The sequence below is a fragment of the Pseudomonas sp. HP_01 genome (genome assembly GCF_055284355.1).
On record NZ_JBTOPV010000012.1, the window covers coordinates 113899 to 128825 of the forward strand.

9 protein-coding genes are annotated in these 14927 nt (G+C 61.1%); 4 read left to right on the forward strand and 5 right to left on the reverse strand.

Annotated elements, in window-relative coordinates; genetic code table 11:
- Positions 1–133 precede the first annotated feature (133 nt).
- Both ACYAR8_RS09195 and ACYAR8_RS09200 read left to right on the forward strand, forming a co-directional pair.
- Positions 134–2215, forward strand: a complete 2082-nt coding sequence (locus ACYAR8_RS09195; protein WP_463579701.1) for a carboxy terminal-processing peptidase — start codon at positions 134–136, stop codon at positions 2213–2215.
- A 120-nt stretch (positions 2216–2335) separates the two neighbouring features.
- Positions 2336–4126, forward strand: coding sequence for a bifunctional diguanylate cyclase/phosphodiesterase (locus ACYAR8_RS09200; RefSeq protein WP_463579702.1), 1791 nt, complete (start codon positions 2336–2338; stop codon positions 4124–4126).
- A gap of 672 nt (positions 4127–4798) precedes the next feature.
- On the opposite strand, the gene ACYAR8_RS09205 is transcribed toward ACYAR8_RS09200, so the two are convergent.
- From ACYAR8_RS09205 to ACYAR8_RS09225, 5 genes are all read right to left on the reverse strand, one after another.
- Positions 4799–5173: a hypothetical protein gene (locus ACYAR8_RS09205; RefSeq protein ID WP_065986840.1), complete on the reverse strand. Its 375-nt coding sequence runs from the start codon at positions 5171–5173 to the stop codon at positions 4799–4801.
- A complete protein-coding gene (locus tag ACYAR8_RS09210; protein ID WP_463579703.1) occupies positions 5170–5526 on the reverse strand; it encodes a helix-turn-helix domain-containing protein in 357 nt (118 codons plus the stop codon). The genes ACYAR8_RS09205 and ACYAR8_RS09210 overlap by 4 nt, the downstream gene beginning before the upstream one ends.
- 145 nt (positions 5527–5671) lie before the next feature.
- Positions 5672–6121 (reverse strand): YkvA family protein, encoded by a 450-nt coding sequence (locus tag ACYAR8_RS09215; RefSeq protein ID WP_074890601.1) that lies wholly within the window; start codon positions 6119–6121, stop codon positions 5672–5674.
- A 428-nt stretch (positions 6122–6549) separates the two neighbouring features.
- Positions 6550–7335 (reverse strand): FKBP-type peptidyl-prolyl cis-trans isomerase, encoded by a 786-nt coding sequence (locus ACYAR8_RS09220; RefSeq protein WP_074890603.1) that lies wholly within the window; start codon positions 7333–7335, stop codon positions 6550–6552.
- A gap of 192 nt (positions 7336–7527) precedes the next feature.
- Positions 7528–11334, reverse strand: a complete 3807-nt coding sequence (locus tag ACYAR8_RS09225; protein WP_463579704.1) for a molybdopterin-dependent oxidoreductase — start codon at positions 11332–11334, stop codon at positions 7528–7530.
- 647 nt (positions 11335–11981) lie between these two features.
- Here ACYAR8_RS09225 and nirB point away from each other — a divergent pair.
- Both nirB and nirD read left to right on the forward strand, forming a co-directional pair.
- Positions 11982–14543, forward strand: a complete 2562-nt coding sequence (nirB, locus tag ACYAR8_RS09230) for a nitrite reductase large subunit NirB (RefSeq protein WP_463579705.1) — start codon at positions 11982–11984, stop codon at positions 14541–14543.
- A complete protein-coding gene (nirD, locus tag ACYAR8_RS09235) occupies positions 14540–14917 on the forward strand; it encodes a nitrite reductase small subunit NirD (protein ID WP_108122052.1) in 378 nt (125 codons plus the stop codon). Before nirB ends, nirD begins: the two co-directional genes overlap by 4 nt.
- Positions 14918–14927: the final 10 nt, after the last annotated feature.

Below are 14927 nucleotides of genomic sequence, written 5' to 3' on the forward strand. Positions count from 1 at the left end.
GTGAGTCTTGACTGAGCCCGATGTGCCTCACGGCCACCGGGCTTTTTGCATTATGCGACCGTGTTCTGACCGAACCGGCGACCTCCAAAGACGGCCTAATATGCGTTATCAATTGTCCCCGCGTCGAATCAGCATGAAGCATTTTTTACCCAGCACCACCCTTGCATTACTCATTGGCCTGACTGTCCTGCCAATGTCGGCCAGTTCGTTCGCCGCCAACAGCTGGGATAATCTTCAACCTGATCGCGATGAAGTCATCGCCAGTCTGAATGTCGTGGAGCTGCTCAAGCGCCACCATTACAGCAAGCCGCCGCTGGACGACAAGCGTTCGGAAATCATCTATCAGAGCTACCTCAAACTCCTCGATCCTGCGCGCAGCTACTTCCTCGCCAGCGACATCGCCGAGTTCGACAAGTGGCGTTTCCAGTTCGACGACTTCCTCAAGAGCGGCGACCTGGCCCCAGGCTTTACTATCTATAAGCGTTATCTGGACCGCATCAAGTCGCGTCTGGATTTCGCCTTGGCGCAGCTGAGCAAGGGCGTCGACAAGATCGACCTGAACACCCAGGAAACCTTGCTGGTTGATCGCAAGGACGCCCCTTGGGCCAAGAACGAAGCCGAACTCGACGACCTATGGCGCAAGCGCGTCAAGGACGAGGTTCTACGCTTGAAGATCGCCGGCAAAGACCCGGCGAAGATTCAGGAAACCCTGACCAAGCGCTATAAAAACCAACTCGCGCGTCTGGGCCAGACCCGCAGCGAGGACGTGTTCCAGGCGTACCTGAACACCTTCGCGATGTCCTACGATCCGCACACCAACTACCTGTCACCTGACAGCGCGGAAAACTTCGACATCAACATGAGCCTTTCCCTTGAAGGGATCGGCGCTGTCCTGCAGAGCGACAACGACAACGTCAAGATCGTCCGCCTGGTGCCGGCCGGCCCCGCCGCCAAGACCAAGCAAGTGGCGACCGCCGACAAGATCATCGGCGTCGCCCAGGGCGACAAAGAGATGGTCGACGTGATCGGCTGGCGTCTGGACGAAGTGGTCAAACTGATTCGCGGTCCGAAGGGCTCGGTCGTGCGTCTGGAAATCGTCCCGGCCAGCAATGCGCCAAGCGACCAGACCACCAAGATCGTGTCGATCACTCGCGAAGCCGTGAAGCTCGAAGAGCAAGCAGCGAAGAAGTCGATCCTGCACCTGAATCAGGACGGCAAGGATTACAAACTGGGCGTCATCGAGATCCCTGCCTTCTACCTGGACTTCAAGGCCTACCGCGCCGGCGATCCCGAGTACAAGAGCACGACCCGCGACGTCAAGAAGCTGCTGACCGAATTGCAGTCGGAGAAAGTTGACGGCGTTGTGATCGACCTGCGTAACAACGGCGGTGGTTCGCTGCAGGAAGCCACCGAGCTGACCAGTCTGTTCATCGACAAAGGCCCGACCGTTCTGGTCCGTAACGCCGACGGCAAAGTTGATGTGCTGGAAGACGAAAACAGCGGTGCGTTCTACAAAGGCCCGATGGCGCTGCTGGTCAACCGTCTCTCGGCCTCGGCTTCGGAGATTTTCGCCGGTGCCATGCAGGATTATCACCGTGCGCTGATCATCGGCGGCCAGACCTTCGGTAAAGGCACCGTGCAGACGATTCAGCCGCTGAACCATGGCGAGCTGAAACTGACGCTGGCGAAGTTCTACCGGGTTTCCGGGCAGAGCACACAGCACCAGGGCGTACTGCCGGACATCGCCTACCCGTCGATCATCGACACCAAGGAAATTGGTGAAAGCGCACTGCCTGAGGCCATGACTTACGACACCATCAAGCCGGCGATCAAGCCTGCGGTAGATCCGTTCAAACCGTTCCTCGCCCAGCTGCAATCGCGCCATGACGTGCGTTCGGCCAAGGACGCCGAGTTTGTCTTCATCGAAGAAAAACTCGCGCTGGCGAAGAAGCTGATGAGCGAGAAGACCGTCAGCCTCAACGAAGCAGAACGCCGCAAGCAACACGCCGACATCGAGGCCAAGCAACTGGCGCTGGAGAACGTGCGTCGCAAGGCCAAAGGCGAAGAGCCTCTCAAGGAGCTGAAGAAAGAAGACGAAGACGCGCTGCCTGCGGAAGACGACAAGACCAAACCCGAGGATGACGCCTACCTGGCTGAAACCGGGCGCATCTTGCTCGATTATCTGGGCTTGAGCGGTTCGGTAGCGAAAAAATAAAACACCATGAAACGTGACAAAATGATGGCAATACGTCATCAAACAGTCATGAAGCTGTCGTGAAATAGCGGGGCTCGACGCCACAGGCGTCCAGCCCCTTTTTCTTGCCCCGAGATTGCCATGACCGTGACTGAACAGCTGGGCGCTCTGAGTTCGATCCTGACTCACGGCGACTTGCACAGCCTGTTCCAACCGATTGTGTCGCTATCGGATCGGCGCATTCTCGGCTACGAAGCCTTGACGCGAGGCCCTTCCAACAGCGCGCTGCACTCCCCCCTCAGTCTATTCGCCGTGGCCCGCCAGGCCGGGCGCCTCAGCGAACTGGAACTCGCCTGCCGCGAGTCGGCCTGCCGTCGCTTCAGCCAGCAGAAGCTGGAGGGCAAGCTGTTCCTCAACATCTCGCCCGAGTCCCTGCTGGAAGCCTCGCACCCGCCGGGGCGCACCTTGCAGCTGTTGCAGCGCTACGGTATCCCGCCCAGCCGCGTGGTCATCGAGCTGACCGAGCAAACGCCCACCGATGACTTCGGCCTGCTCTACAACGCGCTGTATCACTACCGGGACATGGGCTTTTCCATCGCCCTCGATGACTTGGGCGCAGGGTATTCGAGCCTGCGGCTATGGTCCGAGTTGCGCCCGGATTACGTGAAGATCGACCGGCATTTCATCGACGGCATTCATCAGGACGCGGTCAAGCGCGAGTTCGTCGGCTCGATGCTGCAAATGGCCAAGGCGTCGCGGGCACTGGTCATCGCTGAAGGCATTGAGTTGCAGGAAGAGCTGGCCGTGTTGATCGACATGGGCGTCGAGTTGGTTCAGGGCTATTTGCTCTGCCGTCCGCAGGAGTTTCCACCCCGGGAGGCCCGCGCGCTGCTGCCAAAAGTCGACCCGGCCGCCGCGACCTTGACCGAAGAAACCAGCGACCTCAGCGCCCTGCTCAACGAGCTGCCGGCGGTGGTGCAGACCACGCCCACCGCCGCCGTGCTGGAGTCGTTTCGCAAACAGGCCAATCTCAACTCCCTGGCGGTGCTGGATGAGCAGCGTCAGCCAATCGGCATCGTCCACCGCCACTCGCTGTCGGACGTGTTGCTGCAGCCCTTCGCCACCGAACTGTATGCGCGCAAGCCCATTAGTCGTCTGATGAGCGACGACTTTCTAGCCGTCGAGCTGAGCCAGTCGCTTCAGCAGGTCAGCAGGCTGATCACCAGTCGCGCGCGACAACGCATCGAAGAAGATTTCATCATCATGCAGAACGGCGCCTACCTCGGGCTGGGCCGGGTAATTGATGTGCTTAAGCTGATCACCGAGGTCAAGATCCAGCAGGCGCGATACGCCAATCCGCTGACCCTGCTGCCGGGTAACGTACCGATCCAGCAATGCCTGACCCGGTTGTTGCAGCAGGGACGTGAATCGATGATCTGCTATGTGGACATCGACAGCTTCAAACCCTTCAACGACATCTACGGCTATGGGCGCGGCGACGAGGTGCTGCTGTGTCTGGCGCAGTGCCTGAACGACCGCATCGACCCGAGTCGTGACTTTGTCGGCCATATCGGCGGCGACGATTTCCTGATGGTGCTGGGCTCGGAAGACTGGCGCAAACGCTTGAACATGCTGCTCGAGGATTTTCAGAACCAGTGCCGACGCTTCTACCGCGCCGAGCATCTGGAGGCCGGCTGCTTCGTCGCCCTCAACCGCCAGGGCCAGCGCCAGGAATTTCCGTTGCTGTCGCTGTCCATCGGCGTTGTGCACCTGCATCCGGAAGTCTGCACGACCCTCGACGCCAGCCAGCTCGCCGAACTCGCTTCCCAGGCCAAGCACCATGCCAAAGAGGTGATGGGTGCGAGTTTGCATGTGATCAATACGCTGGAAGCGGAGGTCATGGCGACGTTGAATCAGGCGGTTTTAGGGTGACCGACTGGGTTCGCCAGCAAGCCGACTCCACAGGTTTTGTGCCTGACGCGGAAATCCCGGTCCACGGAAATCCAGTGTAGGAGCGCGCTTGCCCGCGAATGCGGTCTGCCTGTGCCATCCATTTCGACTGACCCACCGCCTTCGCCAGCAAGCCGGCTCCTTGGTTTTGCGTCTGACGCTGAAATCCCGGCCAGGGAAGATCCGGTGTAGGAGTGAGCTTGCTCGCGATCGGCTGCGCAGCAGTCGTGAAACCTGACGCCCCGGTTACCGCTGACACATCGCGTGCACGGGTCTGCTGCCGCTTCGCGCCAGATCGCGAGCAAGCTCACTCCTACAGTTTGATCCCCGGCCGGCGAGGAATGGGCGGCAGATCACATATCACGCAAAGACGTGCACGGATTTGGCGTCATACCCCGACCGGTGTAGGAGCGCGTTTGCCCGCGATCGGCTGCGCAGCAGTCGTGAAACCTGACGCCCCGGTTACCCCTGACACACCGCGTGCACGGGTCTGCTGCCGCTTCGCGCCAGATCGCGGGCAAGCGCGCTCCTACAGTCTGATCCGCGGTGGGCGAGGAATTGGCGGCATCGTTTAACACGGTCCGCATGAGCGTAGGTAAGGTTTGGGTGTGCGCCCGAATTCGGATCTGGCCTGTAAGCCACCCGATCTGCAACTTACTCCGGCTTCACCGGCTGCGCATACTCGAACTCAAACACCCGGGCCACTTCCGAGGCGTGCCAGGAGGCGGCAGCAATGCCGTCCGAGGGGCCGGAGAAACGGCCGAGGCGTTCGACGCATTCAAAGAATCCGGTGCGTGGCAGGCGGCTGGCGCCCTGGCTGATCACCAACGAACTGCGCAATGGCTGCTCGGCCCGGGCGTCGAGGGCGGCGAGGTGTTCAAGGGCGGCGGTCAGGGTTTGCATGGCGGGAGTGGGTAACTGCAACCGCTCAAGCAATGCGCGATAGGTGACCAGATGACGTTGGCGACGGGCCAGGTCCAGTTCGGCGAGCAACCCGTCCCAGTGCTGGCGACTGATGCGCACGCTCATGCCTCACCCCGCCAGCCCGCAACACCCAGTTCCCACGCCAGACTCCGGCGAATGGCCGCGTCCGGCTCACGGTCGCCGCTTTCTATCAGGTCCAGATAAGAGGGGCTGATGCCAACCGCGCGGGCCAGTTGCGCCACTTCAAGGCCCTTGGCCTCGCGCAATGCACCGAGCTGAGATAAAGAAGGAAAATCTGCAGCAGGCGACGACGGTTCATGCTCGGCCTCGGAATGGATCGCCGCCCCGGACTCCGGACCACGCGAAATACCCGCCGCGCGCAACAGCGCTTGGTACTGCGCCCATGGGAGCACGGCATATTCCGGCTCTCCATCGCGCGAAATAACCTGAAGATCCATATCACCCCCCTGTAGGACTAAAACACGCTGTTAAGCAGTCTTTTTCTAAGTATGGGCGGCATCTTAACAGCCGTTGGCTAACACTTGCGTATGGGGAATCAGCGGAGCGCTGGCAGCATCGTTAATGAGCTGCACAAATCCGCCTTCAAATCTTCTTCTCGTGCTCCAGCAAAACAGGCGTCGCCGGCAAACGCTCAACCACCGCGAGCTTTTCCGGGTTCTGCAATTCGCGCCAGGCACGGAAAGCGCTGAGCTCGGCCTCAAGGTGTTTCATCACCCACGCCAGGACCGCGATGTCGTCCAGCATCCCCAGACCCGGAATCCAGTCAGGAATCGCATCCAGAGGGCTAAGGAAATACATCAGGCCCGCCACGATCGACAGAATAGCCTTACCGCTGATGGCGCGATATTCCCCGCGCCAGTAGGCCAGGCACAGGGACTGAAGCAGTTTCAAATCGTCCTTGATCTTGCCCAACCGACCGCCCTCGCTGGCCGTTTTACCTGCGACGGCAAACAGCAATGCGGGCAGGCGACCTGCCGCCATCAGGCGCTTGGCCATGGGCAGATAACGAATGAGATTCCAGGGTGCCTTCATATCCACTCCACGATTACCGATAAAAATCGACGTACTGGCTTGATGCGTATGCCGCAATTGCCCACTGACCCGTACGCCGAATGCGCACCCGAAGGTTATCCACACAAATTGTGGATAACCTTGTGAACAGACCCGCTTTTCGCGGCCGGAACGCCCGTTCTACCGGGTCCGGACTTAGATCGCGCGTTTTTTACACACATAAAAACCCGCGAAAACCGTTGACTCACCGGGCATGTGACGCTAGCCACAACCCAATGAACACCCTGATGGACGCCCCGCAACCTCCGACAAATCCCGGCTTAAAGCACGTTGACTGACCGACATGGGACTCTGCCCGTCCAGACCGGTTCGATCAAAAAGAGGCGCAAATGAAAATGCCCCGTCGAGACGGGGCATTTCTTTCAAGCGATAACCGAACGCAGGAACGATTACTTCTTGGCGGCCGGCTTGGCCGGTTCGGCGGCCGGAGCAGCCTCTTCTTCATCAGCGCCGGCGGCAGCATCATTGGCGCCTGCAGCAGCAGGGTCCTTGATGCCCAGCAGTTCCAGGTCAAAGACCAGAACCGAGTTCGCCGGGATCATTGGGCTAGGGCTCTGTGCGCCGTAGGCCAATTCGCTAGGGATGTAGAGTTTGACCTTCTCGCCGACGTGCATCAGCTGCAGGCCTTCAACCCAACCCGGAATCACACCGCTGACCGGCAGATCAATCGGGCTGCCGCGTTCAACGGAGCTGTCGAACACTTTGCCGTCAGTCAGCTTGCCTTCGTAGTGAACAGTCACGACATCAGTCGGCTTCGGTACCGGACCGTCGGCTTTCTTGATGATTTCGTACTGCAGACCGGAAGCAGTGGTGGTGACTTCCTTACGCTTGCCGTTTTCTTCGAGGAATTTCTTGCCAGCGGCTGCCGACTCTTCGCTCATCTTGGCCATGCGCTCTTCAGCGCGCTTTTGCAGGTCGCCGAATGCTGCAACCAGCTCTTCGTCTTTGAGCTTCTGCTCTTTCTTGCCAACGGCGTCTTCGATACCCAGCGCTACCGCTTTGGAATCCAGATCGTCCATGCCTTCCTGAGCCAGGCTTTTGCCCATGTTCAGGCCGATGCCGTAAGAGGCTTTCTGGGCCGGGGTTTTCAGCTCAACGGTGCTGGCTTGCTTGTCACAGCCCGCGAGTACCAGACCGACCAGGGCAATCGCCGCTGCCAACCGATGCTGTTTCATTCTGTTTCCTTGTTCATGCGCCAATAGGGCAAACGAGTAAAGCCGCGAGCTTATCAGGCTGCCGCGATCAATGGCTACCGGCATGAGAGGGAGAAAAGGCAGATAAGTTCAGGTATCCAAAGGTTTTCTTGTTTGATCGAGAAATTCGTTCAGTTGGGGTTCAGCGGCCTGCCACGGGATGAGCGAACGACGCTAATACACGTCACGCACATAACGCTTCTGCTCGCTCAGACAGCGTAACTGCTCGGCCGCCTTTTCCAGGCTGACCCCGCCCTGTTCACTGATCACACGACGCAATGCCTGATCGACATCCCGCGCCATCCGCGAGGCATCGCCGCAAATGTAAAGGTGCGCGCCCTCCTCCAGCCAGCGCCAGAGCTCAGCGGCCTGTTCCTGTATGCGCTGTTGAACGTAGATCTTGTCCGCCTGATCCCGGGAAAAGGCCAGACTCAGCCGGGTCAGCAGGCCGTCCTGCTGCATGCCTTGAAGCTCGTCACGGTAGTAAAAGTCGGTCGCCTGATGCTGCTCGCCGAAGAACAGCCAGTTACGGCCCCGATCGCCCCGAGCGCGGCGCTCCTGTAAAAACGCCCGAAACGGCGCCACGCCGGTGCCCGGGCCGATCATGATCATCGGCACGTTGCCATCGAGCGGTGGGCGAAAATGCCGCGTGGGCTGCAGGAAAATCGGCACCTCGCACTCGCCCGCACGATCCGCCAGGAAGGTCGACGACACGCCTTTGCGCGGGCCGTAGCGCACGGCGGAAACCGTCAGATGGACTTCATCGGGATGCGCCTTGGCGCTCGACGCGATGGAATAAAGCCGCGGTTGCAGCGGTTTGAGATGATCTAGCCATTCCTCCGCAGAACAGGTAATGGGGAACTCGCGCAACACATCGGCCAACTGCCGGCCCCACAGCCAGTCCTTCAGCTCGCTTTTGTAGGGTTCGGTCAGCAGGTTTTTCAGATCGTTGCTGCCGTTACGCTCGGCGATGAACGCCAAGGTGTCTGCGCCAGGTCGCGCGATTTCGAACTGCTCGGCCAGCGCCTGACCCAGCGGCACGTCGCCAGCCTTTACGCCGCGCACCGGTTGCTCGGCATTCAGGCCCGTGAGCTTGAGCAACTCATCGACCAGCTCGGGGCAATTGCGCGGCCAGACCCCCAAGGCATCGCCGGCTTCATAGGTCATCCCTGAACCTTCAAGGGTCAGCGCCAGTTGCCGGGTGTCTTTCGCGGCACCGTCCGCATTCAGTCGCCGATTAATCGACAAGCGCGCGTAATAGGGCTCTGCTCGTGAAGGCTGTTTCCCAAAAACCGGGCCGTTGTCGATGATTGAAGGAGTAGGAAGATTCAGCGACAGCGCCTGCTGCAACCCTGTGAACCAGTTGTGTGCGTGGAGTTGGTATTCGCCGTCGCAATCGATTCTGGGGAGCAATGACGAGGCGCCTAGGTGCTGCAGGCGCTGGTCGAGGTTTTTGCCGTGCTGACAGAAGCTGTCATAACTCGAATCACCCAGCGCCAGAACGGCGTAGCGCAAAGATTCCAGACGTTCTTGCCGGGCAGCCAGTGACTGCCAGAACCGTTGCCCGTTATCGGGGGACTCGCCGTCGCCGAAGGTACTGCTGATCAGTGCCACGTTCTGCAGTTGGTCCAGACGCTCCGAGGGAAAACTGTCCATCGCCGCCACCTGAACCGGCACACCGGCAATCTTCAACTGGTCACCGAACTGCCGGGCCAATGCCTCGGCATTGCCGGTTTGTGATGCCCACAGCAGCGTCAACAGCGGCGCCTTTTCGGGTGCTGCCCGCGCCTCGGTCTCGGCTTGGGGCAAGTCGAGAAACCGATGACCGATCAGCTCGACCTTGCGCAGGGCGACCGCACAGCACTTGAATTCGGGTTGCCGGGAGATCGGGTCGACGGCGTCGTTGGTCACCGCGTTGATCGCCAGCTTTTCGCCATACACGTCGTTCCAGTGAAAAGGCGCGAAGCAGTTGCCTGGCAGCACGCGGTTGCTGATCACCGCAGGCAACACCGCCAGCCCCCGCGCAGAACGGATTTCCACGCCATCGCCTTCGCGGATGCCCAGCGCAAGGGCATCCTCGGGGTGCAGCTCGACGAACGGCCGAGCATTAAGCGCGTTCAGTGTTGGCACTTTCCCGGTCTTGGTCAGCGTGTGCCACTGGTGTTGCAGGCGGCCGGTGTTGAGCACCATGGGAAATGCATCGTTGGGCTGTTCAGCCGGCGGCATGTGCGGACGTGGGAAAAATACCGCCTTGCCGTTTGCGGTGGGAAAGACAATCGGCCGCCGTGGCGTTACGCCTTCCTTGACTGGGCTCGCACCGCTCTCGCTGAGGTAGCGAATCGGACTGCGCACGGTCTCGTCACTTGGCTCGCACGGCCACTGCAAAGACTGACCCCGCAGCCGCCCATAGCTGGCGCCGCGAATGTCGTAGCCCGTGGCGGGGTTCCAGGCCTGTTTGATTTCTTCGAATACTTCCTCCGCCGAGGCGTAAGTGAAAGCCTCGGCGAAGCCCATTTCACAGGCGACCCTGGCGATGATTTGCCAGTCCGGCAACGCCTGGCCCGGCGCATCGACGGCTTTCTGTGTCAGATTCAGATTGCGTTCGGAGTTGATCATCACCCCTTCCGCTTCGGCCCAGAGCGCGCCCGGCAACAAGATGTCGGCGTAGCGGTTGGTTTCGGTGTCGAGGAAGGCGTCTTGGGTAATGACCAGCTCGGCGGTCTTCAGGGCGTCGATCACCGTGGTGCGGTTGGCGACGCTGGCCACCGGGTTGGTGCAGATGATCCAGCAGGCCTTGATCACGCCGTCACGCATCTGCTCAAACAGGTCGATGGTGCCGCCACCGGGCTGGTGCGGGATGCAGCCCAGGGGGATGTGCCAGAGGTCTTCGATGAAGCGGCGATCGGCGTCCACCAACACCGAGCGCTGTCCGGGAAGTCCTGGGCCCATGTAGCCCATTTCCCTTCCGCCCATGGCATTCGGTTGGCCGGTCAGGGAAAACGGACCGCTGCCGGGCCGGCAAATCGCCCCGGTCGCCAGGTGCAGATTGCATAACGCATTAGTGTTCCAGGTGCCGTGGGTGCTCTGGTTCAGGCCCATGGTCCAGCAGCTCATCCACTCCTGCGCCGCGCCGATCATCCGCGCAGCCTGACGGATGTCGGCTTCGGCCAGGCCGGTAATCTGCGCAACATGAGCGGACGTGTACTCGGCGAGGAAGTCGGGCATGGCCTCCCAGCCCTGGGTAAAAGAGGCGATGAATTCGGCGTCGGTGTCGCCGTTCTCCACCAGCAGATGCAGCAGGCCATTGAGCAGCGCGAGGTCGGTGCCCGGTTTGATCTGCAGAAACAGGCCGGCCTTGTCGGCGGTGGCACTACGCCGGGGATCGACGACGATCAGCTTCGCCCCGGCCTTGACCCGGTCCATCATGCGCAGGAAAAGGATCGGGTGACAGTCGGCCATGTTGGCGCCAATCACGAAAAACAGATCGGCCTTGTCGAAATCATCATAGGACCCGGGCGGGCCGTCGGCGCCTAGCGAGAGCTTGTAGCCGCTGCCCGCGCTGGCCATGCACAGCCGCGAGTTGGACTCGATATTGGCCGTGCGCACAAAACCTTTGGCGAGCTTGTTGGCGAGGTATTGCGCCTCCAGGGACATCTGCCCCGAGACATAGAACGCCAGCGCGCCGGGGCCGTCGCGATCCAGAATCCCACGCAGGCGCCGGGCGGTTTCGCTGATCGCTGCGTCCATGTCAGCGCGTACCGGCTCGTGGCTGCGCTGATGGCGGATGTACGCGGACTCCATCCGTCCCGACCCGGCAATCGCCTGGCCGCAGGTGGTGCCTTTGGTGCACAGTCGGCCGAAATTGCTCGGGTGCGTCTTGTCGCCGACGACCTTGATGACCCGGTTGTCCTCGACCTGCAGGACGATGCCGCAACCGACGCCACAATAAGGACACACGCTTTTTACGCTGTTGCTCGCCATATTCCGTTTCCTGAAAGCAAAAAAAGACGCCCTGTTCTCATCCGTTGAAAAACGGAGAGCACACGGCGCCTTTGTCGTGAATATGGCAATCGGCGTTGATTGCCTGTGGGGACGATCTTGCAAATGGCAGGCCAGCGCGGGGCAATACCGCGCCTATAGAAACTCGCTCAGCTGCCGATTGGCCCTGGCAGGCCGCATTGCCGACGGCAGCGATCCCGAGTGCGCCACCGCTGCTCGCCAAACGGCTTCGGCGCGGGGAATGTTTGAGCTTCACGATGGGGCGGTCCGCGCGAAATCGCACTGTTTGTGTGCCGGCTCAGGCTGACCCAAATCCCGCTTCTGCCCAAAGGGCGGGCAGAATCAAGAGCAGAACGCGCCGTACGCGGGCGTGAGTTACTCACCCATACCCGGCTGGCACAGCCATTGCTAGGTCCCTGATCAAGTCCAGCCTGAACACGCGGTTGGCAGCCCTGGCCGGTCAACGCGGACCGCCAGCCGTTCGCGGCATCGGGCTCACCAGGTTGGCGTCGACACTGTGGTCGCGCGGCAACCCCTAAAAGAACAGGCAAAGGCGCCTGGAACCGAGAGGTTCCGGGCGCCTTTTTTTTGCTTTTGAAAAACCTGATTGGCCTTGGCCGGGACTCGATATGACCACCACAGTCGCCCCACTCAACGACGTCCAAACCCTGATCGTCATCGGCAACGGCATGGTGGGTCACCACTGTGTCGAACAGTTGATCGCCGCCGGCGCCCTTGAGCGCTATCGCATTCATGTGTTCGGCGAGGAAGGCCAACGCGCCTACGACCGCGTGCACCTGTCCGAATACTTTGGCGGCCGCGACGCCGAGTCACTGGCGATGAGCGCTGCTTCTTTATATGAGCAGACCGGTCTCGCGCTGCACCTGGGCGTGCCGGTGCTGGAAATCGACCGGGCGCGGCGCGAAGTGATCACCGCCAAGGGCAGCTTTGGTTACGACAAGCTGGTGCTGGCGACCGGTTCGTACCCTTTCGTGCCGCCCATCGAAGGCGCTGAAGGCCATTCGCGACTGGTCTACCGTACCTTGGACGACCTCGACACCATCCGCGCCGCCGCCAGCCAGGCGAAACGCGGCGTGGTGGTCGGCGGCGGGCTGTTGGGGCTGGAAGCGGCCAACGCGCTGAAGTCCCTGGGCCTGGAAGCCCACGTGGTGGAATTCGCGCCGCGCCTGATGCCAGTGCAGCTGGATGACCACGGCGGCGCTGCCCTGAAGGCGCGCATCGAAGCGCTGGGCGTTGGCGTGCATCTGTCTCGCGCGACGCAATCCATCAGCGCGGGGGAGGAATACCGCTACCGGATGAATTTCGCCGGCGATGAGTTCCTCGAAACTGACCTGATCGTTTTCTCCGCCGGCATCCGCCCCCAGGACGCCCTCGCCCGCCAGTGCGAACTGGCGTTGGGTCCGCGCGGCGGCATCGCCATCGACGAACATTGCCGCACCAGCGACGCCGACATCTTCGCCATCGGTGAGTGCGCCGCCTGGAACGGTAGCGTCTTCGGCCTCGTCGCGCCGGGTTATCAAATGGCGCGCAATGTCGCCGCGCAGTTGTGCGACCTGGCCGCCGAGCCGTTCTTCGGCGCGGATATGTCGACCAAACTGAAACTGCTCGGCGTCGACGTCGGCTCCATCGGTGATGCCCATGGCGCGCTGACAGGTTCGCGCAGCTACCGATTCATCGATGAGGCCAGTGGCAGCTATCGCCGATTGGTGGTGTCCGCCGACGGTAAAAAGGTACTCGGCGCCGTGCTGGTGGGCGATAACAGCTATTACGACACTTTGCTGCAATACGTGCAGAACGGCATCAAGCTGCCCGCCGATCCATCAAGCCTGATCCTGCCCCACAGCGACGGCGCGCCAACCCTTGGCGCCGATGCCCTGCCCGCCACGGCAACCATTTGCTCGTGCCACAACGTCAGCAAGGCCTCGATCTGCTCGGCCATCGACGGCGGTTGCACGGACCTGGCCGGGCTCAAGGCCTGTACCAAGGCCGCCACCGGTTGTGGCGGTTGCGCGGCGCTGCTGAAGAGCGTGTTCGAGCACGAGCTGATCGCCCGTGGGGTTGCCGTCGATAAGAGCCTGTGCGAGCACTTCCCCTTCACGCGTCAAGAGCTGTACGCCTTCGCCCGCGTGGAGAACATTGAAAGCTTCGACGAGATGCTGGCCCGCCACGGCAAAGGCCATCTGGGTTGCGACATCTGCAAGCCTACCGTTGGCTCGATCCTCGCCTCGTGCTGGAACCGGCCGATCATGGACCCCTCGCTGGTGCCACTGCAGGACACCAACGACACGTTCATGGCGAACATGCAGAAGAACGGCACGTATTCCGTTGTACCGCGCATTCCTGCGGGGGAAATCACTGCGGACGGTTTGATCGCCATCGGCGCGGTCGCAAAGAAATACGACCTGTACACCAAGATCACCGGCGGCCAGCGCATCGACCTGTTTGGCGCGCAGTTGCACGAGCTACCGGACATCTGGGCCGAGCTGATTGCCGCCGGCTTCGAGACCGGTCATGCCTACGGTAAATCGACGCGAACGGTGAAGTCCTGCGTCGGCAGCACCTGGTGCCGTTACGGCGTTCAGGACAGCGTGCAAATGGCGCTGAACATCGAGGATCGCTACAAAGGCCTGCGCTCGCCGCACAAGCTGAAGTTCGCGGTGTCCGGTTGCACCCGTGAATGCGCTGAAGCCCAGAGCAAGGACATCGGCGTGATCGCCACGGAGAACGGCTGGAATCTCTACGTATGCGGCAACGGCGGCATGCGCCCGCGCCACGCCGAGCTGTTCGCCACCGATCTGGACGACGAGACGCTGATTCGCTATATCGACCGCGTGCTGATGTTTTACATCCGCACCGCTGACAAGTTGCAGCGGACGTCGGTCTGGCGCGAGTCCCTTGAAGGCGGGCTGGATTTTCTGAAGGCCGTGGTGATCGATGACAGCCTGGGGCTGGCCGCTGAACTGGAGGCGCAGATGCAGTTGGTGGTAGACCGTTATGAATGCGAGTGGGCAAACGCGCTGAAGAGCCCGGAGAAACTCAAGCGCTTCCGCACGTTCGTCAACGACAAGGGCGCTGACCCTGACATTCATTTCGTCAAGGAGCGCAGCCAGCGTCGTCCGGCTCGCGCGGAAGAGTTGAATCTGATTGCCGCTGTGGAGGTTGCACGATGAGCCAGGCGAATGCGGCAGTGATGGAGATGCCGAAGACTCAGGTGTGGCGCGCGGTCTGTGCCCGTGAGGATCTGGTCCTTAATTCCGGCGTGGTGGCGCTGGTGGGCAATGCGCAGGTGGCGCTGTTTTATGTGGCGTCCATTGGTGGCGCGCCGCAGTTGTTCGCGGTGGACAATCGCGATCCGGTCACGGGGGTGAATGTGATTGGTCGGGGGTTGGTTGGCAGTTTGGGCGGCGACCTTGTGATCGCTTCGCCTTTGTATAAGCAGCATTACCGGCTGGAGGATGGCACGTGTCTGGAGGATGCGGCGCTGCGGCTGCGGACTTGGCCGGTTCGGCTGGTGGGGGATGTTGTGGAGGTTGATGTGGGGTAAGGCGTTCAGG

What these genes read in the sequence shown, in the direction of transcription:
- ACYAR8_RS09195 (WP_463579701.1), top strand. Translation starts at nt 134, where the DNA reads ATGAAGCATTTTTTACCCAGCACCACCCTTGCATTACTCATTGGCCTG.
- ACYAR8_RS09200 (WP_463579702.1), top strand. Translation starts at nt 2,336, where the DNA reads ATGACCGTGACTGAACAGCTGGGCGCTCTGAGTTCGATCCTGACTCAC.
- ACYAR8_RS09205 (WP_065986840.1), bottom strand. Translation starts at nt 5,173, where the DNA reads ATGAGCGTGCGCATCAGTCGCCAGCACTGGGACGGGTTGCTCGCCGAA.
- ACYAR8_RS09210 (WP_463579703.1), bottom strand. Translation starts at nt 5,526, where the DNA reads ATGGATCTTCAGGTTATTTCGCGCGATGGAGAGCCGGAATATGCCGTG.
- ACYAR8_RS09215 (WP_074890601.1), bottom strand. Translation starts at nt 6,121, where the DNA reads ATGAAGGCACCCTGGAATCTCATTCGTTATCTGCCCATGGCCAAGCGC.
- ACYAR8_RS09220 (WP_074890603.1), bottom strand. Translation starts at nt 7,335, where the DNA reads ATGAAACAGCATCGGTTGGCAGCGGCGATTGCCCTGGTCGGTCTGGTA.
- ACYAR8_RS09225 (WP_463579704.1), bottom strand. Translation starts at nt 11,334, where the DNA reads ATGGCGAGCAACAGCGTAAAAAGCGTGTGTCCTTATTGTGGCGTCGGT.
- nirB (WP_463579705.1), top strand. Translation starts at nt 11,982, where the DNA reads ATGACCACCACAGTCGCCCCACTCAACGACGTCCAAACCCTGATCGTC.
- nirD (WP_108122052.1), top strand. Translation starts at nt 14,540, where the DNA reads ATGAGCCAGGCGAATGCGGCAGTGATGGAGATGCCGAAGACTCAGGTG.